This is a genomic window from Streptomyces sp. NPDC101118, assembly GCF_044759445.1.
Classification (GTDB): Bacteria; Actinomycetota; Actinomycetes; order Streptomycetales; family Streptomycetaceae; genus Streptomyces.
Map to the genome: position 1 here is coordinate 40,851 of NZ_JBIVZG010000021.1, position 21,657 is coordinate 62,507.

The window sequence follows — 21,657 nt, forward strand, 5'->3', positions numbered from 1 at the left end:
CTCAGCAGCCGCCGGAGGCGGCCGGCGCGGTGCCGATGGTGAGGGCGGCCGGGGTCGCGCAGCAGCCGCCACCGTCGTTCTGCCCGGCGGCCTCGGGCTCGTCGAAGAGGCCGGCGCCGCCGCACACCCCGGTTTCGGGGAGGGTGAGTTCGACGCGCTCGGCGGCCTCGTGGTCGCCGGCGAGGTGGGCGGCGACCGAGCGGACCTGCTCGTAGCCGGTCATGGCGAGGAAGGTCGGGGCGCGGCCGTAGGACTTCATGCCGACCAGGTAGACGTCCTTCTCCGGGTGGGAGAGCTCGTTCACGCCGTGCGGGTAGACCGTGCCGCACGAGTGCTGGTTGGGGTCGATCAGGGGCGCGAGCGCGACGGGGGCCTGGAGGCGCTCGTCGAGGCCGAGGCGGAGTTCGTCCAGGAAGGACAGGTCGGGGCGGAAGCCGGTCAGCACGATCACCTCGTCGACCGGGTCCAGGCGTCGGCCGTCCTCGCCGACGAGGACCAGGCGGCCGTCACCGTCACGCTCGACCGCGTCGGTGCGGAAGCCGGTCACCGCGTCCGCGTAGCCGCCGTCGACCGCTGCCTTCGCGGCGAGGCCCAGGGCGCCGCGGGCGGGCAACTGGTCGGCTTCGCCGCCGCCGTACGTGGAGCCGGAGATGCCGCGGCGCAGGATCCAGGTGGCGTGGGTGCCGGTGCCGTCGTCGGCCTGGGCGAGGTCGGCCAGGTAGGCGAGGGCGGTGAAGGCGGAGGCGCCGGAGCCGATGACCGCGGTGCGCTTGCCCGCGTAACGGGCCCGGACGGCCGGGTCCTTCAGGTCGGGCACGCGGTACGTGACGCCGTCGGCGGCCTGTCGCTCCCCCAGGGCCGCCAGTCCGCTGCCGCCTGCCGGGCTCGGGGTGGACCAGGTGCCGGAGGCATCGATGACCGCGCGGGCCAGGACCCGCTGCTCGTGGCCGTCTGCGCCGGCGTAGTGGACGACGAAGGGCTGGGCCTCGCGGTCGGCGTCGACGATGCGGTCGCGCCCGGTACGGGAGACGCCGGTGACGCGGGCGTCATAGCGGACCTGGCCGCCCAGGACGTCGGCCAGCGGCTGGAGGTACTGCTCGGCCCAGTCGCCGCCGGAGGGGTAGGTGTCCTCGGCGGGCTTGACCCAGCCGGTCGGGGCGAGGAGCTTCTCGGCGGCGGGGTCGACCACCTCGCCCCAGCGGGAGAACAACCGCACGTGCGACCACTCGCGCACCGCTGCTCCGGCGTGGGGACCTGCTTCGAGGACGAGCGGGGTGAGTCCGCGGTCGAGGAGGTGGGCGGCGGCTGCGAGTCCGGCGGGGCCGGCCCCGATGACGACGATGGGCAGGTCGGTGGTGTTCTCGCTCATGGCAGGTCTCCGGGGCTTGGTGCGGGTGGGCGGGGGGGCGGGGGCCGGGTCGTCAGCAGCAACCGGCGCCGACGGTGACGGTGACGACTCCCGGCTGTTTCGACGTTTGTCGATGGCTTGCACGATCAGCGTGACAGCTGCATCGACAGACGTCAACATAGACATTCATCGAATTCAGGGCCGGCGGGCCGAGCGTGCCGAGGGCCTGGACCGCCACGCCGCCCATCCAAGCCCGAACCGACCTGGCGCAGCTTGGTTCGACATGTGTCAACATAGACGTGTGTCGAATGCGAAGGTTCTGCCGCTCCTGGAGCCCGACGTGGTCGCGTGCTGCCCGCCGCTGACCGAGCGCCCCATGTCCGCCGACGAGGCCGAGACGGCCGCGAAGATGTTCAAGGCCCTCGGGGACCCCGTACGCCTGCGCCTGTTCTCCGCCGTCGCCTCCCACGAGGGCGGAGAGGCGTGCGTCTGCGACATCTCCGACGTCGGCGTCTCCCAGCCCACCGTCTCCCACCACCTCAAGAAGCTCAAAGAGGCCGGGCTGCTGTCCTCCGAGCGGCGCGGGACGTGGGTGTACTACCGGGTCGAGCCCACCGTCCTCGCCGCCATGGGTGCACTCCTGAACGGTGCCGCCCGCGAGGCGTAGAGCTTCTTTCGGCCAGGCCGAAGGTGGCGGTCTTCATCGTTCATCGATTATCGTCGATGAACGATGAAGGGGGTACTGCTCGTGCTCAGCGATGATGACGCCCGCCTGTACGCGGGCTGGTTCAAGGCCCTGGCCGACCCCACCCGCGTGCGCCTGCTGCACCTTCTGGCCGGCGAAGGCCGGGCCATGAGCGTGGGCGAGATCGTGGAGCGGGCCGAGGTCGGCCAGTCGACGGTCTCCCACCACCTCAAGACCCTGGCCGAGGTGCGGTTCGTCCTGGCCGAGCGCCAGGGCACCTCCACCCTCTACTCGGTCAACCGCACCTGCCAGAGCGTCTTCCCCCGCGCCGTCCGCGCGATCCTCGGCGAGGAGGCGACCGCCGGTGGCTGCTGAGATCCGTATCGCCGCAATGACGGCCGCGCACGCCGAGCAGGTGCTCGCCATCTACCAGGCCGGAATCGAGGAGGGGAACGCGACCTTCGAGAGCCAGGCCCCCGACTGGGGCGTGTTCGACAGGGCCAAACTGCCCGGCCACCGCTTCGTCGCCCTCGGCGACGACGGGCGGGTGCTGGGCTGGGTGGCGGCGAGCGCGGTCTCGGACCGGTGCGCGTACGCGGGCGTGGTAGAGCACTCCGTCTACGTCCACCCCGACGCACGCGGCCGCGGCGTCGCGGGCCGGCTCCTCGCCGCCCTGGTGGAGTCGACCGAAGCGGCGGGCATCTGGACGATTCAGTCCGGGATCTTCCCCCAGAACGCCGCAAGCCTCGCCCTCCACGAGCGGGCCGGATTCCGGATCATCGGGACTCGTGAGCGGATCGGCCGACACCACGGCGTGTGGCGGGATGTCGTCCTGCTGGAGCGCCGGAGCCCTCGGATCAGCTGAGCTCGCCGTCCGGGGTGAGGAGTTACGCGATCTCGCGGGCCGCTGCGCGTGCCGTGCGGCCGACGCCGATCACCACCACGTGGTGGCGCTGCGTCATGCCGCGGGGTTGTCCTGCTCGGTCTTGCCGCGCATGAAGATGACGGCCACGAGGGCCAGGCCGACCACGATGCCGATCAGCTGCATGCCGATGAAGCCGGGTACCGAGCCGGGGGCGATGCCCGCGAAGGTGTCCGTGAACGCGCGGCCGATGGTGACGGCCGGGTTCGCGAAGGAGGTGGAGGAGGTGAACCAGTAGGCCGCGCCGATGTACGAGGCCACGGCGACCGGGGCGAAGCGGAGGCGGTCCGTACGCGCGAGGCCGAAGATCAGCAGGATCAGGCCCGCGGTGGCGACGACCTCGCCGAGGAGGAGGTTGCCGGCGGAGCGTTCGTGCTGGGACCACTTCACCAGGGGCTCGCCGAACATCGCGTCCGCCAGGATCGCGCCCGCGATCGCGCCGACGATCTGCGAAGGCACGTACACGGCCAGCTCGCGGGCGTTGACGCCCGCCCCGCCGCGGCGGGCGGTCCACCACTCGGCCAGCGTGACCGCCGGGTTGAAGTGCGCGCCGGAGACCGGGCCGAGCAGGGCGATCAGCACGCCGAGGCCGAACACGGTGGCAGTGGAGTTGGCCAGCAGCTGCAGCGCGACGTCGTCGGTCAGCTCGGTGGCCTGGATGCCGGAGCCGACCACGACCGCCACCAGCGCGGCGGTGCCCACGAGTTCGGCGGCGGCCCGGGCGGTCAGCGGGGTGCGGGGCGGGGTCGCACCGGGCGCGGGCTGGGGCGCGTCGGCGGCGGCTGTCGGGGACGCCGCTGCGGGGGCGGCGCCGGCGGGCTCGGTGACGGTCAAGGCAGGTTCTCCTCGGGCAGGTGAGGCTGAGAGCGGGTTACGGGCAGGCCCGCTTGAGGTTCGCTTCGGTGGTGGCGCGCGCGGTCCGGGCGAGGTCGGCGAACTGACCGGCGATGCCTTCGATGACTTCGGGGCGCAGGCGGTAGTAGATGTACCGTCCGCAGGGCTCCGTCTCCACGACCCCGGCCTCGCGCAGCACCTTCAGGTGGTTGGAGAGGTTGGTCTGCTTGGCGCCGGTCTCTTCCACGAGGTGTGTGGTGCACAGCGTCTCGCGGGCCAGCAGGGTCACGATCCGGAGCCTGAGGGGGTCCGCCAGGACTCGGATCAGTTCAGTGTCGACTGACGTCATCATGGACTGATACTGTCACATCAGCGGTGGCTGACACCACTGGGAGCTGATCTTCCGGAGCTCCTTTTTCCTTGAGACGAGAGAGACGTCTGATGTCCGAGCAGTCCGGCAAGCCTTCTGTCCTGTTCGTGTGCGTGCACAACGCCGGGCGCTCCCAGATGGCAGCTGCCTGGCTGTCCCACCTCGCCGGCGACCGCGTCGAGGTTCGTTCGGCCGGCTCGGCCCCCGCCGACTCGGTCAACCCCGCCGCCGTCGAGGCGATGCGTGAGGTCGGCATCGACATGTCCGCGGAGACCCCGAAGATCCTCACCGTCGACGCGGTGAAGGCCTCCGACGTGTGCATCACCATGGGCTGCGGCGACACCTGCCCCGTCTTCCCGGGCAAGCGCTACCTGGACTGGAAGCTCGAGGACCCGGCCGGTCAGGGGGTGGAGTCCGTCCGCCCGATCCGCGACGAAATCAAGAAGCTCGTCGAGGGCCTGATCGGGGAGATCGCCCCGGAACCGGCGGCGTGAGCGCGGCGGGGGGCATACGCAACGTCCTCGCGGAGGACATGCGGGCCCAGGCCGAGCGCTTCGGCGCCGAGCGGTACCTCGCCGCTCCCGCCGACGCGCGGTAAACGACCAACTCCACGAGAGGAGGCCACATCATGGCCCTCAAGAACGTCACCGACGCGTCCTTCATCGAGGACGTCCTGCAGAGCGGCAAGCCCGTGCTCGTCGACTTCTGGGCTCCCTGGTGCGGCCCCTGCCGCCAGGTGGCCCCTTCCCTCGAAGCCATCGCCGCCGAGCACGGCGAGAAGATCGAGATCGTGAAGCTCAACATCGACGAGAACCCGGAGACCGCCGCCGCGTACGGCGTCCTGTCCATCCCGACGATGAACGTCTTCGTCGGCGGCCGGGTCAGCAAGACCATCGTCGGCGCCAAGCCCAAGGCCGCACTGGTGCGGGAACTGGGCGAGTTCATCGGCGCCTGAGGCCGGCCCGCGCCGCCGCGTCACCCGGCCACGAAGGCGGCGGTGGTCGGTCGGGGGCGGAGTTCAGGACGCGCCGGGGCTCTTCTTCCGGTTCTTCCCGGTACCGATGCCGGTGTAGGCCGATTCGTCCTTCGTGCCGCTGGGGCGTTGGGAGCGGCCCCGAGGGCCCGTGTCGTGGTGGCCCTGTTGGCCGCGCCGGGCGTGTTCTTCACCTCTGGTCGACATGCTCTCGACCGGGACTCCCTCGTCCGGCTCGGGCGGGGACTGGCTCTCGCGGCCGGGGGTCTTCTCCGGGGTGTCGAACGAGCGCCGGGCGCTGGGGTTGTCCTGGGTGTGCGTCGAGTCGACGTCCTGCGCCCAGCCGTGCTGCTCCGTGCCTTCGTGGCGGCTGGGACCCTCGCCGTGCCGGGGGTGTGACTTCGGGCTGGTGGCCATGGGGCGCCTCCTGGTTCACGTCGTTTCCGGCCCTGCGCCTGCCCCCGTGGCGGCCGGGCAACCCGCTCGCGGGGTGGGGGGCGTGAGGCGTGCCCCGGCCGCCGTTTGCCGGGTGGGCGCGCCATGTCCTCCGGCTCTGGCCGAGCCCGGCGCACCCAGGGCCGGGTCAAGGGCGCGGCATCGGCGCCACGGGTACCGGCAGCAACATGCTTTACAATTCAACCGCCGACGTTGTGCGGCCGGACCCCGTACCGGCGCGGCTCGGCAACCCCAAAGACGGCCGCCGTGTTCCCCCCGTGCCCGGCGGCCCTGCCCGGGGGCCGGCGCGCCACTCCCCCCCTGCGCGCCGGCCCCCACCCCTCCGCCGCACCCGCGGAGTACCCGAGGCCGCCCACCACCGCTCCAGCGCGGCGGAGTGGTTGCCCTGGGCACGGACATCCGGAGCCCGGATGCAGCCCCCGCCGGCCGAGCCCGGGCGGAGACGGGCACGCACGGCACGAGCTCTCCAGCAGCCGCCGCAACCGGCGCGAGACCTGCCCGGCGGGTGACAGGGCGCGGAGCAGACGATGCGACTTCGCCGCCGCTTCGCTTCAGGAGGCAGCCGCGGATGTGCAGAGCTGCCACGGCTGTCACGGAAGCGTGCGTGGTTCAGAGGGTTTCGCTGAGCGAGTCCGCCAGGCGCCGGCGCGCCGTACGGGTCGCCGGCAGGGCGGCAGCGGCCGCCGCGCCGAGCACCGCCGTGGCGACGAGCGCGGCCAGCACCGGCATCTGCGGCAGGCGGGCGATGCCGGCTCCGATGCCGCTCGATGCGGCCTGCAGGTCCACGAGCAGGGTGCCGCCGACGGCACCCGCCGCCGTCCCCAGCAGGGCGGCCGCCAGCGCGGTCAGCCCGGCAGCCGTCATGATCGTCGCACTGATCTGCCGGGGGGTCAGCCCGATCGCCTTCAGCGCCAGCAGGTCCCGGCCGCGGTCCCGGACGCCCGTGCTGACCAGCGTCAGCACTTCCGTCAGCCCGATCAGGACCAGCACGGCGACCAGGGCGGCGATCACCGCACGAGCCGGCTCCAGCCCCTCGACGGGGCTGGAGCCCGCCCGGACCTCCAGTGCTCCTGCCGCGACCCGGCCGACGGCGTCCCGGACTTCCCGCGGGTCGGCGCCGTCGCGCAGCACGAGGGTGTGGTGGTCGGGTCGCAGCTGCGGGTCCCGCTCGCGCAGCGCGTCCATCGTCGTCGTGATCACCCGGCCGCCGGACTCCGGCTCGATGGTCCGGCCGACGACGTGGAGGATCTGCGGCCGTCCCTCGACGGTCATCCGCACCCAGTCCCCGACCCGCACTCCGAGGAGGTCCAGCAGCCCCTGCCCGGCCACGGCCTCGTCGGGTCCGTCGGCCGCGCGGCCCTCCACCACCACGGACGGGTACGGCTCCCGGGCCGTACCCAGTCCGCGGAGCGTGATCGTGCCCGTCTGCCCCGGCACGAGCGCCGCCATCTCGGCGCCCGGATGGACCGAGGCGACGCCGGGGACGCCCGCCAGCAGCCGCTCGGCCTCGGCGTCGGAAGGCCCGGTGGACTGCTGGGACCGCACGGTCGGCGCCGCCGCCGGGCCGACCTGCGCGGGCCGGCTGCGGAACTGTTCCAGAGTCGACCACGCGACCAGGGCTACGGTGACCAGGGCCAGCGGCAGGGCGAGCCGGGCCACCGCGGCGAGCGTCCTGCCGCGCCGCGGGAACGCCGCGCGCCAGCCCAGCACCAGCGCGGGCGGCATCCGCATGCCGAGCGCCCGCCGGCCCAGCGCCGTCATCGGTGCCGCGGACGGCAGCGCCGCCCGTGCCACCGGCACCGGCGGTACGCGCCCGGCCCGCCACGCCGACAGCCCGGTGGCGGCCGCGATCAGCAGCACCGCACCGCACGGGATGCCGATCATCAGCACGGTGTGGCCCGGCAGGTCCGGCCACATCTTCGCGGCCTCCCCGATGCGGCCCGGTATCCGGGCTCCCAGCAGGGCGGTCGCCGCCGTGCCGAGGGCCACTCCGAGGACGGCGAAGGCGAGGTGTTGCGCGAGGAGTCCGCGGGTCACCTGGCCGGGGGTGAACCCGATGGCCTTGAGGACGGCGATGTCCCGCAGCTGGCCCCGGACCCGGGCGGCGATGGCCCCGGACGCGGCGAGTGCCGCCGCGAGGAGCGCACCCAGCCCGAAGACGGCGAGCACCTGCCCGAGGAGCCGGTCGTCCCCGCCGGCCTCGGCCCGCGCCTGCTGCCACTTGGCGACCTGGGCCACCCGGTCGGCGCCGAGGACCGTCACGGCGCGCTGCACGGTGAAGTCGGTGTCGGCGGGGTCCGCCAGGCGCAGGCCGACGCTCTGCCCGACCTGCCCGGCCGCGACCGCGTCGAGCGTGGCGGAGGACACCCAGCCGAGGCCGGGCGCGCCGCCGGTCCGGTAGCGGGGCTCGGCTGTCTCGGCGATCCCGGCCACCCGCAGGGTGTGCGGGGTGCCGTCCGGCCCGGTGATGCGTACGGCGTCACCCGGCTCGGCCCACAACGCCCGCGCGAGGGAGCGCTCCAGGACGAGGGCGCCGGCCGGGCCTCCGTCCTCGGGCCCGGTCAGCCAGGTGCCCGCGGTGACGAGCGGCCGGCCGGTCTGCGGCGGTTCCGTCCCGGCCGCGCGCAGCGTCAGCGGGGCTCGCGTGCCGCGCGACTCGGCGGTCGCGGCCGCGGTGCGGAACGGCCCCGACAGCGCGGTGACCCCGTCCAGTCCTGACAACGCCTCCGCGTCGGCGGCGTCCGCGCCGGCCGGTGCATCGGCCGCGGGGCGGGTGTGCAGCCAGACGTGCGCGCCCTGGGACTGGTTGAAGATCCGTTGCCAGGGGTTCGCGGCGTACCCGAAGAGGGCACCGGCCAGCAGCAGCGAGGCGATGATCCCGGCACTGGCGAGGACGACGAAGAGGGCTTGGCCGCGGTGTGCGCGGAAGTCGGCGTGCGCCCAGCGCAGCGTGGCCCGCACGGTCACTTCCTCAGGTCGAGGACGCGGGATACGCCGCCGGGCTCCGCGCGGCGCTCGTCGGCGAGCCGGGCGTCGTCGGCTATGCGCCCGTCGAAGAAGCTGATGACACGGTCGGCGGCGCTGGCCATGCGCGCGTCGTGCGTCACCAGCAGGATCGTCTGGCCGCGCTGGTGGAAGCGGGAGAGCAGGCGCAGCACCTCGCGGGTGCCCTTGCTGTCGAGGCTGCCGGCCGGCTCGTCGGCCAGGAGCAGCGCGGGGTGGTTCACGAGCGCTCGGGCGAGGGCGACCCGCTGCTGTTCGCCGCCGGACAGCTCGCCGGGCATCGCCCGCTCGCGGCCCTCCAGGCCGAGTTCGGCGAGCAGTTCGGCCCGGGAGTCGCGTGCGGCCTTCGGCGAGGCACCCGCCAAGAGGGCGGGCAGTTCGACGTTGTCGGCGACGGTCAGGTTGGACACCAGGTTGAAGAACTGGAAGACGACGCCGATGCTGCGGCGTCGCAGGACCGCCCAGCGGGCCTCGCGGAAGGTGTCGACGCGCTGCCCGCCGATCCACAGCTTCCCGCCGTCCGGGTGCTGGAGGCCGCCGATGAGGTGCAGCAGCGTGGACTTCCCGGCCCCGGAGGGCCCGGTCACTGCGACGAACTCACCCGGCCGGACGGTCAGGTCCACCCCGCGCACGGCGTGTACGGGGGCGCCTTCGCCGTGGTGCGTCTTGGTCAGGCCCTCGGCGCGCACGATGGGCGCGGCAGGAGCGCCGGCGGCGGCGTCGCTCATTCCAGCTCCTCCTGGCAGCGTTCCAGCCAGTCGAGGTCGGCCTGGAGGTGGAGCATGGCGCCCTCGATCAGCAGTTGGGAGATCTTGTTGTCGCGGTCCTCGGCCGCGGCCAGCTTCGACAGGTCCCGCATGGTGTTGAGGTACTGCCGCCGCTGCCGGTTGATCAGCGCGATCGGATCGGCCATCCCCGACTGCGGCGCGAGGGCGAGCTTCATGAAGAACTCGTCCCGAACCCGGGGCTCCTCGGCGGTGTCCTCGAACCAGGCGAGCACTGCCTCGCGCCCGGCGTCCGTCAGCCGGTAGGTGCGCTTGTTGGGCCGGCCCGACTGCTCGACGTCCTCGCCCTCGATCAGACCGCTCTTCTCCAGCCGGCCGAGGGTGACGTAGATCTGGCCCACGTTCGGCTGAGGGTACGCTCCGCCCAGGAGCTTCTCAAGGTCCTGCTTCAGCTCGTAGCCGTGGGCGGGGCCGCGGGTCAGGAGTGCCAGGAGCGGCAGACGCACGCGCTCCCCCCTCCTTCCCGCACCGTAGCCAACCGTTGACTCCTGCAGCGGTTCGGTGGCACCGCCGCCCGCCCCGCCCTGCATGGACGTCTAGTATCGCCCATGCCTAACAGGTATATATAGGCCGTACTGGTCGGCGGCGCAGCCGGATCGTGTACTGGGAGGAACCTGTGCGGTGGATGCGTGCCGCGGGCAGGGCTCTCCTGGTCGCGGCTGTGGTGGTCGCGGGATACGCCGGCTTCGGCGCCCGCGGCGGTGCCGGCGCGGACCCGGCGGCCCGCGGGCCCCTGACGCTCGCGACGGCCGGCGACCTGACCGACTACCTGTCCCCGCTGCTCGGCGCGTGGAACGAGCAGCACCCCGGCGAGCGCGTCACGCTCGTCGAGCTGCCCGACTCCGCGGACGAGACCCGCGCCCAGATGACCAGCGAACTGCGCTCGGGCAGCAGCCGCTTCGACGTCCTCAACATCGACGTCGCCTGGACCTCCGAGTTCGCCGCGGCCGGCTGGATCTCCCCGCTGGCGCGCGACCGCTTCCCGCTGGAGTCCTTCCTGCGCCCGGTCGTCGACACGGCCACCTTCGAGGGCCGGCTGTACGCCGTCCCGTACGTCACGAACGCCGGACTGCTCTACTACCGGAAGGACATCCTGGAGCAGGAAGGCGAGAAGCCGCCGGGCACCTGGGCGGAGCTGGCCCGGCAGGCGGCCGAGATAGCCCCGCGGCACGGGCTCGACGGCTACGCGGGGCAGTTCCTCCCCTATGAGGGGCTCACCGTCAACGTCACCGAGGCCGTGCACTCGGCCGGCGGGGCCGTCCTGCGCGACGACGGCGCGCAGGTGGCCGTCGACTCGCCCGCCGCGCGGGCCGGGCTGCGGTTCCTTGCCGACGGCGTGCAGCAGGGCTGGATCCCCCGCGACGCGCTCGGCTACAAGGAGGAGGAGTCGCGGCGGGCGTTCCAGGACGGCCGGCTGCTCTTCCTGCGGAACTGGCCGTACGTGTACGCGGACGCGAGCACGCCGGACTCGAAGGTCGCGGGCCGGTTCGGCGTCGTACCGCTGCCCGGGCCCGACGGGCCGGGCACCAGCGTGCTGGGCGGCTCCAACCTCGCGGTCAGCAGCCGTTCGCGGCATCCCGCGTCGGCAGCCGACCTGATCTCCTATCTCACCAGCGAACCGGTGCAGCGCAAGGTCCTCACGGAGGGCTCGCTGCCGCCGGTGCGTGCCGCACTGTACGAGGACCCCGAGCTGGTGCGTGCGTACCCGTACCTGCCGACGCTCCGCGAGAGCGTGTTGTCGGCGGTGCCGCGGCCCAAGAGTCCGCGCTACGACCAGGTGAGCATCGCGGTGCAGGCCGTGGCACAGGACCTGCTGGCGCTGCGCCAGACGCCCGAGCAGGCCGTCGCGCGGCTGGCGCGCGAGCTCGAGGCTCCGGCCCGCAAGGGCTGACCGCGGCCGGCCCGTCCGGCGAACGCTCCCCATCGTCCGTACCCCCCTCAGAGCGCCTACTTACATGTTAAGTAGGTGCTCTTCGCGCATTGCGTGGCACATCGCATCACTTATCTGCGCAAAGCGCCCATCTTGACCGTCAGTTCAGGACACACCGTTGACACCTTCCGGTCGCTGCTACTTAACATGCATGCATAACAGCGCTCGATCAGGGCGCTCTCGCATTCAGCAGAAACAGGTCGACGCGAGATGCTCAGCACCCTTCCGGCCGACTCAGGCCTCCCCTCCCGCAGTACCACCGCCCACGGTGCATGGTGGCGCGACGCGGTGATCTACCAGGTCTACGTCCGCAGCTTCCTCGACAGCACCGGGGACGGCATCGGCGACCTGGCCGGCGTCCGGGCCGGCCTGCCCTACCTCAGGAAGCTCGGTGTCGACGGCATCTGGCTCAGCCCCTTCTACCCCTCGCCGCAGCACGACCACGGCTACGACGTCGCCGACTACTGCGGCGTCGACCCCGTCTACGGCGACCTCGCCGAATTCGACCGTCTGATGGCGGACGCCCGCCGCCTCGGCCTCCGGGTCCTGCTCGACATCGTCCCCAACCACTGCTCCGCCGAGCACCCCTGGTTCCTCGAGGCGCTCGCCGCCGCCCCCGGAAGCGCGGCCCGCTCCCGCTTCCACTTCGCCCCCGGCCGCGGCCCGGAGGGCGCCGAGCCGCCGAACAACTGGCGCGCCATGTTCGGCGGCCCCGCCTGGAGCCGGACCACCGGCCCGGACGGCACCCCCGGCGAGTGGTATCTGCACCTGTTCACGCCCGAGCAGCCCGACCTGAACTGGCGGAACCCGGCCGTCGGCGACGAGTTCGAGCGGGTGCTGCGGTTCTGGCTGGACCGTGGTGTCGACGGCTTCCGCATCGATGTCGCCGCCGGCCTGTTCAAGCACCCGGACCTGCCCGACTCCGACGACCCCGGGGCGGACGAGCGGGCCCGCGACGCCGTCAACCAGCTCGCCTGGAACCGGCCCGAGGTCCACGGCGTGTGGCGCCGCTGGCGCGCCGTGTGCGAGGAGTACACCGCCCGCGACGGCCACGAGCGGCTCCTGGTCGGCGAGGTCTCGGTGCCCACCGCCCGCGAGCACGCCGAGTACGTACGCCCCGACGAACTCCACCAGGCGTTCTTCTTCGACCTGCTCAGCGCCCCCTGGGACGCGGACGCCTTCCGCTCGACGATCTCCGAGGCCATGCGGGACATCGCCGGCACGGGCTCCACCGTCACCTGGGTCCTCAACAATCACGACCAGGTCCGCACGGTCACCCGCTACGCGGGTGAGCCCGGCGTCGAGGGCAGCGGGCTGGGAGCCGCCCGCGCCCGCGCCGCCGCCCTGCTGATGCTCGCCCTCCCCGGGGCCGCGTACGTCTACCAGGGCGAGGAGCTCGGCCTCCCCGAAGTCCTCGACCTGCCCGACGAGGTCCTGACCGACCCGATATTCCGCCGCACCGGCAGCCGCAAGCACGTCCGGGACGGCTGCCGGGTGCCGCTGCCCTGGTCCGGGCACGCCTCCCCCTTCGGCTTCACCCGGGCCCCGGACGGCGCCAGGCCATGGCTGCCGCAGCCCGCCTGGTTCGCCGAGCACGCCACCGACCGCGCCCTCGCCGACACCCGCTCCTTCTGGCACCTCTACCGCGACGGCCTCCAACTGCGGCGCAGCCTGCCGCAGCTCGGCGACGGCACCCTGCGCTGGCTGGACACGCCGCCGCAGGTCCTCGCCGTCGTCCGTGGCGACGGCCTGGTCTGCGCAGTCAACTTCGGCACCGAGCCGATGCCCGCCCCCGTCTCCGGGTCCCCGCTGCTGGCCAGCGGCCCCTGCCCGGACGGGGTCCTGCCCGCGGCGACCGCCGCCTGGTGGACCGGGGAGTTCCCGGCCCCCTGATCCGGCGCGGGGGCGGCCTTCCGCCCGCCGGCCGTCCCCGCCGCCTCCCTTCTTCCGCCTCCTGTCTCCCGCCTCCCGCCTTCCGCCTCCCGCCTCCCGCACCGTCTCCAGCCCAGACTCCTCGAAAGGGACCCCCTCATGCGACGACCCGCCAAGACCGCCCGGCGTACGGCGCTCACCGCCACGACCGCCCTCGTACTCGCCCTCACCGCCACGGCCTGCGGCGGCACCGCCGGTCCCTCGTCGAGCGGCGGCGAGCTCAGCGGCCAGACCGTCACCGTGGCCGGTGTCTGGACCGGCAGCGAGCAGAAGAACTTCAAGAAGGTCCTGGAGGCCTTCTCCGCCGAGACCGGCGCCACGACCGTTTTCGTGCCCTCCGGAGACAACGTCTCCACCTTCGTCGGCAGCAAGATCGAAGGCGGCAACGCGCCGGACGTCGTGATGGTCCCGCAGGTGGGAGTCCTGCAGCAGTTCGCCAAGGAGGGCTGGCTCCAGCCCCTGTCCGAGGAGACCGCGAAGACCGCGGGCGACACCCTCGCCCCCGTCTGGCGCAACTACGGAACCGTCGAAGGCACCTACTACGGCCTGTACTTCAAGGCCGCGCACAAGTCCACCGTCTGGTACGCCCCCGACGCCTTCACCCAGGCCGGCGTCACCGAGCCCACGAGCTACGCCGACCTGCTGAAGGCCGGCCGCACCCTCGCCGACTCCGGCCGCCCGGCCTTCGCGATAGCCGGCGAGGACGGCTGGACCCTCACCGACTGGTTCGAGAACATCTACCTCTCCCAGGCCGGTCCCGAGAAGTACGACCAGCTCGCCCAGCACAAGATCAAGTGGACCGACGGCAGCGTCGTACGGGCCCTGACCAGCCTCGGCGAACTGTTCAAGGACAAGCAGCTCGTCGCCGGGGGTGCCCAGACGGCCCTCCAGACCGACTTCCCCACCTCCGTCGAGCACGTCTTCGGCCCCCGGCCCAAGGCCGGCATGGTCTACGAGGGCGACTTCGTCGGCGGCGTCGCCAAGGACCAGTTCGGCAGGACGCCCGGCAAGGACGCCAAGTTCTTCCCGTTCCCCGGCGTCGACGGCGGCAAGGCCCCCGTCGTCAGCGGCGGAGACGCCGCAGTCGTCCTCAAGCAGGGCAAGAACCCCAAGGCCGGCATGGCGCTGCTCGAATTCCTGGCCGGCCCCGAGGCCGCCGCGATCTGGGCCGGTGCCGGCGGCTTCCTCTCCCCGAACGGCAAGGTCGACCCCGGTGCCTACGCCGACGACACCACCCGCAACACCGCCCGCTCCCTCGTCGAAGCCGGCGACTCCGTCCGCTTCGACATGTCCGACCAGGCACCGGCCGCCTTCGGCGGCACCAAGGGAGCCGGCGAGTGGAAGCTCCTCCAGGACTTCCTCCGAGACCCGTCGGACCCGCAGGGCACGGCCGCCAGGCTCGAGGCCGAAGCCGCCAAGGCGTACGGGAACTGAGGCCACCCATGGCTCCCACCACCACCGCCACCGCCCGCGCCGCGGCCGACCCGCGGCGCCGGGCCCGGGCGAGGAAGCGCCGGCTCGCGGTCGCCTTCGTCCTGCCGGCCCTGCTCCTGCTCGGTGCGCTCGTCCTCTACCCCGTCTTCTTCTCCTTCGGCCGCAGCCTCTTCGACGCCAGCGGCGAGCACTTCGTCGGGGCCGGGAACTACGCGGCGATCCTCCACGACCCGGCCACCCTCAAGGCCGTCCGCAACAGCACCATCTGGGTCGTCGTCGCCCCCACCCTGCTCACGGGGCTCGGGCTGCTCCTCGCCGTCCTCACCGAGAAGGTGCGCTGGGCCACCGCCTTCAAACTCGTCCTCTTCCTCCCGATGGCCGTCTCCTTCCTCGCCGCCGGGATCGTCTTCCGACTCGCCTACGAGCAGAACCCCGACCGGGGCGTGCTCAACGCCGTCGCCGTCGGGATCCACGACACCTTCCAGGACACCGCCGCGTACCCCACGGCCCGCGCCCGAGAGGGCCACGGCCTGTCAGGCGCCCCCGGGGGCCCTTACGTCACCGACCGGACGGTCCGCCCCGGAGACTCGGTCGGCCTCGGACTCGTCGGGGTCGGCCCGAACGCCCTGCCCGCGACGGCGAAGCCCGCCCCGGCGGATCCCGCAGCCGGCGCGGCGGACCAGAACGCGATCACCGGCGCCGTCTACCTGGACTTCGCGCCGGGCGGCAACGGAACCCCGGGAAAGGTCGACCCGGGCGAGAAGGGCCTGCCCGGTACGCGGGTCGAGGCCGTACGCGGCGGTGAAGTCGCGGCGACCGCCACCGCCGCCGCCGACGGCACGTTCCGCCTGGGCGGGCTCACGCCCGGCGAGTACACCGTCCGCCTGCCCGCGGCCAATTTCGCACCCCCCTACCGGGGCGTGGACTGGCTGGGCCCGGCCCTGGTGACGCCGGCCGTCATCGGCGCCTACCTCTGGGTGTGGACCGGCTTCGCGATGGTCCTCATCGGCGCCGGCCTCGCCGCCATCCCCCGCGACGCCCTGGAGGCCGCCCGGATGGACGGCGCCAGCGAGGGCCAGATCTTCCGCAAGATCACCGTGCCGCTGCTCGCACCCGTCCTCACCGTCGTCTTCGTCACCCTCGTGATCAACGTGATGAAGGTCTTCGACCTCGTCTACATCATCGCCCCCGGCCCGGTGCAGGAAGAGGCGAACGTCCTGGCGACCCGCATGTGGCTGGTCTCCTTCGGCGGCGGCAACGACCAGGGCCTCGGCAGTGCCCTCAGCATGGTCCTCCTCCTGCTGGTCGTCCCCGCCATGGTCTTCAACATCCGGCGGTTCCGAAGGAGTGGAACATGACCAGCCACGGCACCATCGAGCGCCGCCCCTCCCCGCGACGGGCGGCAGCCCTCCCGGCCTCCCCGCCGGCCTCCCCGCCGCGCCGCCGGCCCCGCGTCTCCCGCCTGCTCGGCAGCGGCCTCGTCCAGGGGCTGCTGATCCTGGTCGCCCTCGTGTGGATCACCCCGCTCGCCGGCCTCTTCCTGTCCTCGATGCGCTCCGAAGAGGACAACGCCTCCGGCGGCTGGTGGACGGCGCTCGCCGACCCGTCACAGCTGTCCTTCGACAACTACACCGCCCTGCTCGCCGACTCGGGCATCCCGGCCGCGTTCGGGAACACCGTGCTGATCTCGGTGCCCGCCACGGCCCTGGTGGTCGGCATCGCAGCCCTGGCCGGGTACGCCTTCGCCTGGCTGGAGTTCCCCGGCCGGGACGGGATCTTCCTCGTGGTCGTCGGCCTGCTCGTGGTCCCCGTGCAGGTCGGGCTGCTGCCGGTCGCAAAGCTCATGGGCGCGGTCGGGCTCTTCGGCACCGTCGCCGGCGTCGTCCTCTTCCACGTCGCCTACGGACTGCCCTTCGCGATCTTCCTGCTGCGCAACTACTTCGCCGAGATCCCGCGCGAGATGCTGGAGGCGGCGAGGATGGACGGCGGCAGCGAGTGGCGGATCTTCTTCCGCCTCGTGCTGCCCCTCGGCCGCCCCGCCATCGCGAGCCTCGCCATCTTCCAGTTCCTCTGGGTCTGGAACGACATGCTGGTGGCGCTGCTCTTCGCGGACAGCGGATCCCAGCCGCTCACGGTCGCGCTCCAGTCCCAGATCCGCCAGTTCGGCAGCAACATCGGCGTCCTCGCCCCGGGAGCGTTCCTGTCCCTGGTGGTCCCCCTCGTCGTGTTCTTCGCCTTCCAGCGGCACTTCGTCCAGGGCGTGATGGCCGGCTCGGTGAAGTGACCTCAGGAGGGGGGGACCGCAGCCCGCTGCGGGGACTCGCTGCCGAGCAGGGCCGGACCGTTGTGGGTACGGTGAAAGAGAAGCTCCGCGCCGGGCCGGTCCATCCCCGGGCAGTTCACGATCGTTTTCGTGTGGGGGCTCGATACCCATGGACCTCAACACCATCACCGAAGTCGTCCGGCGGCCGTCCGACCAGCCGGGCTCCGACTGGCGGGACGGGGACGCCTGGCTGGCTGGCGGCACCTGGCTCTTCTCGGCGGAGCAGCCCGACCTGCGGCGGCTGATCGACCTGACGTCGCTGCCATGGGATCCCCTCGTCCCGAGCGACGCCGGTCTCGAAATCGGTGCCACGTGCACCATCCGCGACCTGTACGCCTTCGCACCGCCGGCCGAGTGGACCGCGGGGGCCCTCATCCCGACGTCGTGCGAGGCGTTCCTGTCCTCCTTCAAGGTCTGGAACGCGGCGACCGTCGGCGGAAACATCTGCATGTCGCTGCCGGCCGGGCCGATGATCACGCTCACGGTCGCGCTGGAGGCCCGGTACGAGTTGTGGGGCGCCGACGGGGCCGTCCGCACCGTCGACGCCCTCGACTTCGTGACCGGGAACAACCGCAACATCCTGGCCCCGGGAGAGGTGCTGCGCCGGATCTGCATTCCGGCGCACGCCCTGCGCAAACGCTGCGTGCACCGCCGCTTCTCACTGACCCGCCTCGGCCGCTCGACCGTGTTCCTCATCGGCACGCACACACCCGCAACGGGCGATCTGCTGCTCACGGTGACGGCGGGCACCACGCGGCCGGTACGGTTCGCCTTCCGCACCATGCCCGATGCCCACACACTGCGACAGAGCATCGACGCCATCCCCGCCGACGTGTGGTTCGCCGACCCGAACGGGACTCCCGGCCACCGTCGCCACCTGACCCGGCACTTCGCCGAGGAGATCCGCAGCGAACTCATCCACGGGGGCCCGGCATGACGTACCTCGTCAACGGACGGAGCTTCGAAGCGGAGCCGCGGCCCGGCCAGTGCCTGCGCACCTTCCTGCGCGGACTCGGTCACTTCGGCGTCAAGAAGGGGTGCGACGCGGGCGACTGCGGTGCGTGCACCGTGTGGGTCGACGGCACTCCGGTACACAGCTGCATCACTCCGGCCTTCCGCGCGGAAGGCCACGAGGTGACCACGATCGAGGGTCTCGGATCGCCCGGCGACCTGCATCCCGCACAACAGGCGTTCCGGGACGCCCCAGGATTCCAGTGCGGCTTCTGCACCGCGGGGATGATCATGACGTCGGCGGCCCTCACCGAGGCGCAGAAGGCCGACCTGCCCCGAGCGTTGAAGGGCAACCTCTGCCGCTGCACCGGCTATCGGGAGATCGAGGATGCCGTCAAGGGCGTCGCCAACGTGCGGGCGGCCGCTCCGGGCAAGGCCGTCGGGACGAGCGTCGGTGCGCCTGCAGCCGAGGACGTCGTGACCGGTCGGGCCGAGTTCACGATGGACACCCACATCGACGGCATGCTGCACCTCAAGGTGCTGCACTCCCCCCACGCCCACGCCCGGATCGTTTCGATCGACAAGTCCGCCGCGCTCGCGGTCCCCGGCGTGCACCGCGTCTACACCTGGCAGGACGTACCGCGCAGGCGGTTCACCACGGCGATCCACACCGACCACCTCGTGGATCCGGACGACACCTACATCCTCGACGACACCGTCCGCTTCGCCGGACAGCGCGTCGCCGTCGTCCTCGCCGAAACGGTCGGGGCGGCGGAGGAGGGCTGCCGCAGGCTGGCCGTCGAGTACGAGGTGCTGCCCGCGGTCTTCGACCCCGAGGACGCCATGGCCGACGGAGCACCCCAACTGCACGACTCGGACGACCCGTTCGTCCGGGACTCCGTCCACAACCTCCTGGTCGAGCTCCACTCGCACATCGGGGACGTCGACGCCGGGTTCGCGGCGGCCGACGTGATCCACGAAGGCACCTACTCCTCACCGCGTGTACAGCACGCCCACCTGGAGACCCACGGCTCGATCGCCTGGATGGAGGACGGGCGGCTGAACGTACGCACCAGTTCGCAGTCGCCGTCGATCGCCAAGGTCAAACTGGCCTACCTGTTCGCACGGCGCCCGGACGAGCTCCGGGTGTTCTGCAAGCGCGTCGGCGGGGGTTTCGGCGGCAAACAGGAGGTCATCTCCGAAGACCTGGTCGCCCTGGCCACCCTCGACACCGGACGCCCCACCTGTCTCGAGTTCACGCGCGAGGAGGAGTTCACCACGGCCTCGCCTCGGCACCCGATGACGTTGACGGTCAAGCTGGGCGCGAAGAACGACGGGACGCTCACGGCGTTGCAGGTCCGCAACGTCTCCAACACGGGCGCCTACGGCAACCACGGCGGGGAGACCCTGTACGCGGGCGGCGCCGCCGTCATGCTCTACCGCTGCCCCAACAAGAAGTACGACGCCTTCTCCGTCTACACGAACACCGTGCCGAGCGGAGCCCTGCGCGGGTACGGGATGACCCAGCCGGCCTTCGCCGTGGAGTGCGCGATGGACGAGCTGGCCATCGCCCTGCACATGGATCCGCTCGAACTGCGCCGCCGCAACATCGTGCGCCCCGGCGATCCGCTCGTCGCGATGCACGACGGCCCCGACGACGTCATGTTCAACGAGGACGGGCTCGCCAAGTGCATCGACTTGGTGGCCGGAGAGCTGGCCCGGACGGCCGATCAGCCCGCACCCGGCCCGGGGTGGCTCGTGGGAACCGGCGTGGCGAGCTCCATGCACGAGACGGCGCCCCCGACCGAGCACATCTCCGAGGCCTGGCTCACGCTCGGCGACGACCTCGTCTACGAACTCGCCATCGGTACCGTCGAGTTCGGCGAGGGCACCTCGACCGCGCACGTCCAGATCGCCGCGAACCAGCTGGGCACGACCCCCTCGCGGATCCGCCTGGTGCAGTCGGACACCGACCGTACGGGGTTCGACACCGGCGCCTTCGCGAGTGCCGGACTCTTCGTCGCGGGCAACGCCGTTCTCCGGGCGGCCAACGCGGTGCGCGACCGCATCCTGGAGTTCGCCGCCGCGCAGACCGGCGTCCACGTCGTGATGTGCTCCATGGACGACGAGCACGTCGTCTGCGGGGACGACCGCGTCCCACTGGCCGAGCTCGTCGCCCTGGCTCGGGCCCGCGGCATCCGGTTCACCGCCGCCCGCAAGGCCTACGGCTCGCCCCGCAGCGTCACCTCCAACACCCAGGGGTTCCGCATCGCCGTCCACCGGGTGACGGGTGAGATCCGTATCCTGCACAGCGTCCACGCGGCCGACGCCGGGGAGATCATCAACCCCGAGCAGGTCCGCGGCCAGGTGGACGGCGGCGTCGCCCAGGGCATCGGATTCGCCCTGACGGAAAACTTCCGGATCGACGCGGACGGGGTCATGGCCAACCCGAACCTGCGGAACTACCGGATCCCCGCCTACGCCGACGTCCCCCGCACCAAACTGCTCCTGGTCAGCTCCAGCGACTCCGTCGGGGCCATGCACTCGAAGGGGATGGCGGAGTGCTGCATCAACCCCGTGGCGCCCGCGCTGGCGAACGCGCTCCGCAATGCCACGGGCGTCCGCTACCGTGAGCTGCCCCTCACTCCGGAGCGGATCTACAGCCGGCTGGGTGAGAGCCAGTCGGCCCGGTCGGGCCCGGGACGATGACCACCGGGCAACAGGGGGACTCGGCCGCCACCGTCATCATCGGCCACAGGATCCGGCCCGGCATGGACCAGGAGTACGCGAAGTGGCAGGAGGACGTCAACGCCGCCGCCGCCCGGTACGCGGGGCACCTGGGCGCCGAGGTGTCCCCGCCGACGGAGCTGCAGCCCGACTGGGTCGTCGTCTACCGGTTCGACTCCGTGGCCCACCTGCAGGCGTGGATGAACGGCGCCACCCGGCAACGGCTCCTCGACATCGGGGAGAAGTTCTTCGACGGCCCCGGAACCCAGCAGGTGATGAGGGGCGGAACCCAGCCCACGGACCTGCTCGTGACCGTGGTGGTGACCCACCGGGTCCACCCCGACCACGTGGACGACTTCCTCCGGTGGCAGCACGACATGAGCAAGGCGGAGGGCGGGTTCCCGGGCTTCCGCGGCACGGAGCTCTTCCGCCCGATCGAAGGCCTCCAGGACGAATGGACCACCCTGTACCGCTACGACAACGCCGAACACCTCGATGCCTGGCTGACGTCGGAGAAACGGCGGCAGATGCTCGCCGAAGGGGAGAAGTTCAACGACTTCAAACTGCAGACGATCGAGAACTCGTTCGGCAGTTGGTTCGCTTTCGAGGAGAACGGCAGGGAAGCGCCGCCGCCGTCGGAGACGAAGACCGCCATAGCGGTCTGGGTGGGCCTCTACCCGACCGTCGTGCTGCTGGCGCTCGCCCTGTCCCCACTGAAGTTGCCGATCTGGCTCGGGCTGCTCATAGGCAACCTCCTGTCGAGCCTCGCCATGAGCTTCTTCACGATGCCCTACTACGTGAACCGGCTGCTCAGGCGGTGGCTGTGGCCCGCACCGGACGCACCACCGCTGCGGACCAACCTCGTCGGCCTCGGCACCGTCGCGGCGGCCCTCGGGTTCTGGGCGGTCGTCTTCTACCTCGTGACGCGGCAGTTCTGGACCCTGCCCTGACCTGCCGGCGCAGCGCGGTCACAGGCCGAGGCGC

At 72.2% G+C, this 21,657-nt stretch carries 20 protein-coding genes; 13 read left to right on the plus strand and 7 right to left on the minus strand.

All coding sequences use genetic code 11. The features are described 5' to 3' along the window. Window position 1 precedes the first annotated feature (1 nt). On the minus strand, window positions 2–1,369 hold the full coding sequence (locus ACIQUQ_RS28150; protein ID WP_403981229.1) for an NAD(P)-binding domain-containing protein: 1,368 nt from the start codon (window positions 1,367–1,369) through the stop codon (window positions 2–4). Between the two features lie 280 nt (window positions 1,370–1,649). Here ACIQUQ_RS28150 and ACIQUQ_RS28155 point away from each other — a divergent pair, with 280 nt between their 5' ends. From ACIQUQ_RS28155 to ACIQUQ_RS28165, 3 genes are all read left to right on the plus strand, one after another. Further along, on the plus strand, window positions 1,650–2,015 hold the full coding sequence (locus ACIQUQ_RS28155) for an ArsR/SmtB family transcription factor (protein ID WP_403981231.1): 366 nt from the start codon (window positions 1,650–1,652) through the stop codon (window positions 2,013–2,015). A gap of 63 nt (window positions 2,016–2,078) precedes the next feature. Continuing rightward, window positions 2,079–2,408, plus strand: a complete 330-nt coding sequence (locus ACIQUQ_RS28160) for an ArsR/SmtB family transcription factor (protein ID WP_403981234.1) — start codon at window positions 2,079–2,081, stop codon at window positions 2,406–2,408. Between the two features lie 16 nt (window positions 2,409–2,424). Then, window positions 2,425–2,898 (plus strand): GNAT family N-acetyltransferase, encoded by a 474-nt coding sequence (locus tag ACIQUQ_RS28165; protein ID WP_403981459.1) that lies wholly within the window; start codon window positions 2,425–2,427, stop codon window positions 2,896–2,898. A gap of 93 nt (window positions 2,899–2,991) precedes the next feature. Here ACIQUQ_RS28165 and ACIQUQ_RS28170 read toward each other — a convergent pair whose 3' ends face one another. Together ACIQUQ_RS28170 and ACIQUQ_RS28175 are read right to left on the minus strand one after the other, a co-directional pair. Further along, window positions 2,992–3,789 (minus strand): aquaporin, encoded by a 798-nt coding sequence (locus ACIQUQ_RS28170; protein ID WP_403981237.1) that lies wholly within the window; start codon window positions 3,787–3,789, stop codon window positions 2,992–2,994. 37 nt (window positions 3,790–3,826) lie between these two features. Further along, window positions 3,827–4,141 (minus strand): ArsR/SmtB family transcription factor, encoded by a 315-nt coding sequence (locus ACIQUQ_RS28175; protein WP_403981240.1) that lies wholly within the window; start codon window positions 4,139–4,141, stop codon window positions 3,827–3,829. An 89-nt stretch (window positions 4,142–4,230) separates the two neighbouring features. Here ACIQUQ_RS28175 and ACIQUQ_RS28180 point away from each other — a divergent pair, with 89 nt between their 5' ends. Continuing rightward, window positions 4,231–4,653, plus strand: a complete 423-nt coding sequence (locus ACIQUQ_RS28180; RefSeq protein ID WP_403981243.1) for an arsenate reductase ArsC — start codon at window positions 4,231–4,233, stop codon at window positions 4,651–4,653. A 134-nt stretch (window positions 4,654–4,787) separates the two neighbouring features. Continuing rightward, a complete protein-coding gene (trxA, locus tag ACIQUQ_RS28185; protein ID WP_403981245.1) occupies window positions 4,788–5,114 on the plus strand; it encodes a thioredoxin in 327 nt (108 codons plus the stop codon). Between the two features lie 63 nt (window positions 5,115–5,177). Here trxA and ACIQUQ_RS28190 read toward each other — a convergent pair whose 3' ends face one another. The 4 genes from ACIQUQ_RS28190 to ACIQUQ_RS28205 all read right to left on the minus strand — a co-directional run bounded on the left by ACIQUQ_RS28190 (window position 5,178) and on the right by ACIQUQ_RS28205 (window position 9,822). After that, complete coding sequence (locus ACIQUQ_RS28190) at window positions 5,178–5,549, minus strand: hypothetical protein (RefSeq protein WP_403981248.1); 372 nt, start codon at window positions 5,547–5,549, stop codon at window positions 5,178–5,180. A gap of 648 nt (window positions 5,550–6,197) precedes the next feature. After that, window positions 6,198–8,549, minus strand: a complete 2,352-nt coding sequence (locus tag ACIQUQ_RS28195) for an FtsX-like permease family protein (protein WP_403981250.1) — start codon at window positions 8,547–8,549, stop codon at window positions 6,198–6,200. Window positions 8,550–8,551: 2 nt separating this feature from the next. Beyond that, window positions 8,552–9,319 carry an ABC transporter ATP-binding protein gene (locus tag ACIQUQ_RS28200; RefSeq protein ID WP_403981253.1) on the minus strand — a complete coding sequence of 256 codons (768 nt, stop codon included), beginning with the start codon at window positions 9,317–9,319 and terminating at the stop codon, window positions 8,552–8,554. Continuing rightward, entirely contained in the window at window positions 9,316–9,822 is a 507-nt protein-coding gene (locus ACIQUQ_RS28205; RefSeq protein ID WP_403981256.1) for a PadR family transcriptional regulator, read from the minus strand. The genes ACIQUQ_RS28200 and ACIQUQ_RS28205 overlap by 4 nt, the downstream gene beginning before the upstream one ends. A 170-nt stretch (window positions 9,823–9,992) precedes the next feature. Here ACIQUQ_RS28205 and ACIQUQ_RS28210 point away from each other — a divergent pair, with 170 nt between their 5' ends. The 8 genes from ACIQUQ_RS28210 to ACIQUQ_RS28245 all read left to right on the plus strand — a co-directional run bounded on the left by ACIQUQ_RS28210 (window position 9,993) and on the right by ACIQUQ_RS28245 (window position 21,623). Beyond that, the gene (locus ACIQUQ_RS28210) at window positions 9,993–11,267 is read left to right on the plus strand and encodes an ABC transporter substrate-binding protein (protein ID WP_403981259.1); all 1,275 of its coding nucleotides are present in this window, start codon (window positions 9,993–9,995) and stop codon (window positions 11,265–11,267) included. Window positions 11,268–11,516: 249 nt separating this feature from the next. Further along, on the plus strand, window positions 11,517–13,199 hold the full coding sequence (locus ACIQUQ_RS28215) for a glycoside hydrolase family 13 protein (RefSeq protein WP_403981262.1): 1,683 nt from the start codon (window positions 11,517–11,519) through the stop codon (window positions 13,197–13,199). Between the two features lie 138 nt (window positions 13,200–13,337). After that, window positions 13,338–14,672: an ABC transporter substrate-binding protein gene (locus ACIQUQ_RS28220; RefSeq protein WP_403981265.1), complete on the plus strand. Its 1,335-nt coding sequence runs from the start codon at window positions 13,338–13,340 to the stop codon at window positions 14,670–14,672. Between the two features lie 8 nt (window positions 14,673–14,680). After that, window positions 14,681–16,030: a carbohydrate ABC transporter permease gene (locus tag ACIQUQ_RS28225; RefSeq protein WP_403981268.1), complete on the plus strand. Its 1,350-nt coding sequence runs from the start codon at window positions 14,681–14,683 to the stop codon at window positions 16,028–16,030. Further along, entirely contained in the window at window positions 16,027–16,956 is a 930-nt protein-coding gene (locus tag ACIQUQ_RS28230; RefSeq protein ID WP_403981271.1) for a carbohydrate ABC transporter permease, read from the plus strand. Before ACIQUQ_RS28225 ends, ACIQUQ_RS28230 begins: the two co-directional genes overlap by 4 nt. A gap of 148 nt (window positions 16,957–17,104) precedes the next feature. Beyond that, on the plus strand, window positions 17,105–17,932 hold the full coding sequence (locus ACIQUQ_RS28235; RefSeq protein WP_403981273.1) for an FAD binding domain-containing protein: 828 nt from the start codon (window positions 17,105–17,107) through the stop codon (window positions 17,930–17,932). Next, window positions 17,929–20,655 (plus strand): molybdopterin-dependent oxidoreductase, encoded by a 2,727-nt coding sequence (locus tag ACIQUQ_RS28240; RefSeq protein WP_403981276.1) that lies wholly within the window; start codon window positions 17,929–17,931, stop codon window positions 20,653–20,655. Before ACIQUQ_RS28235 ends, ACIQUQ_RS28240 begins: the two co-directional genes overlap by 4 nt. Continuing rightward, window positions 20,652–21,623: an antibiotic biosynthesis monooxygenase gene (locus ACIQUQ_RS28245; RefSeq protein ID WP_403981279.1), complete on the plus strand. Its 972-nt coding sequence runs from the start codon at window positions 20,652–20,654 to the stop codon at window positions 21,621–21,623. Before ACIQUQ_RS28240 ends, ACIQUQ_RS28245 begins: the two co-directional genes overlap by 4 nt. Window positions 21,624–21,657 lie beyond the last annotated feature (34 nt).

Coding starts and splice junctions, on each gene's coding strand:
- ACIQUQ_RS28150 (WP_403981229.1), bottom strand. CDS start 1,369: ATGAGCGAGAACACCACCGACCTGCCCATCGTCGTCATCGGGGCCGGC.
- ACIQUQ_RS28160 (WP_403981234.1), top strand. CDS start 2,079: ATGAAGGGGGTACTGCTCGTGCTCAGCGATGATGACGCCCGCCTGTAC.
- ACIQUQ_RS28165 (WP_403981459.1), top strand. CDS start 2,425: ATGACGGCCGCGCACGCCGAGCAGGTGCTCGCCATCTACCAGGCCGGA.
- ACIQUQ_RS28175 (WP_403981240.1), bottom strand. CDS start 4,141: ATGATGACGTCAGTCGACACTGAACTGATCCGAGTCCTGGCGGACCCC.
- ACIQUQ_RS28180 (WP_403981243.1), top strand. CDS start 4,231: ATGTCCGAGCAGTCCGGCAAGCCTTCTGTCCTGTTCGTGTGCGTGCAC.
- trxA (WP_403981245.1), top strand. CDS start 4,788: ATGGCCCTCAAGAACGTCACCGACGCGTCCTTCATCGAGGACGTCCTG.
- ACIQUQ_RS28190 (WP_403981248.1), bottom strand. CDS start 5,549: ATGGCCACCAGCCCGAAGTCACACCCCCGGCACGGCGAGGGTCCCAGC.
- ACIQUQ_RS28200 (WP_403981253.1), bottom strand. CDS start 9,319: ATGAGCGACGCCGCCGCCGGCGCTCCTGCCGCGCCCATCGTGCGCGCC.
- ACIQUQ_RS28215 (WP_403981262.1), top strand. CDS start 11,517: ATGCTCAGCACCCTTCCGGCCGACTCAGGCCTCCCCTCCCGCAGTACC.
- ACIQUQ_RS28220 (WP_403981265.1), top strand. CDS start 13,338: ATGCGACGACCCGCCAAGACCGCCCGGCGTACGGCGCTCACCGCCACG.
- ACIQUQ_RS28225 (WP_403981268.1), top strand. CDS start 14,681: ATGGCTCCCACCACCACCGCCACCGCCCGCGCCGCGGCCGACCCGCGG.
- ACIQUQ_RS28230 (WP_403981271.1), top strand. CDS start 16,027: ATGACCAGCCACGGCACCATCGAGCGCCGCCCCTCCCCGCGACGGGCG.
- ACIQUQ_RS28235 (WP_403981273.1), top strand. CDS start 17,105: ATGGACCTCAACACCATCACCGAAGTCGTCCGGCGGCCGTCCGACCAG.
- ACIQUQ_RS28240 (WP_403981276.1), top strand. CDS start 17,929: ATGACGTACCTCGTCAACGGACGGAGCTTCGAAGCGGAGCCGCGGCCC.
- ACIQUQ_RS28245 (WP_403981279.1), top strand. CDS start 20,652: ATGACCACCGGGCAACAGGGGGACTCGGCCGCCACCGTCATCATCGGC.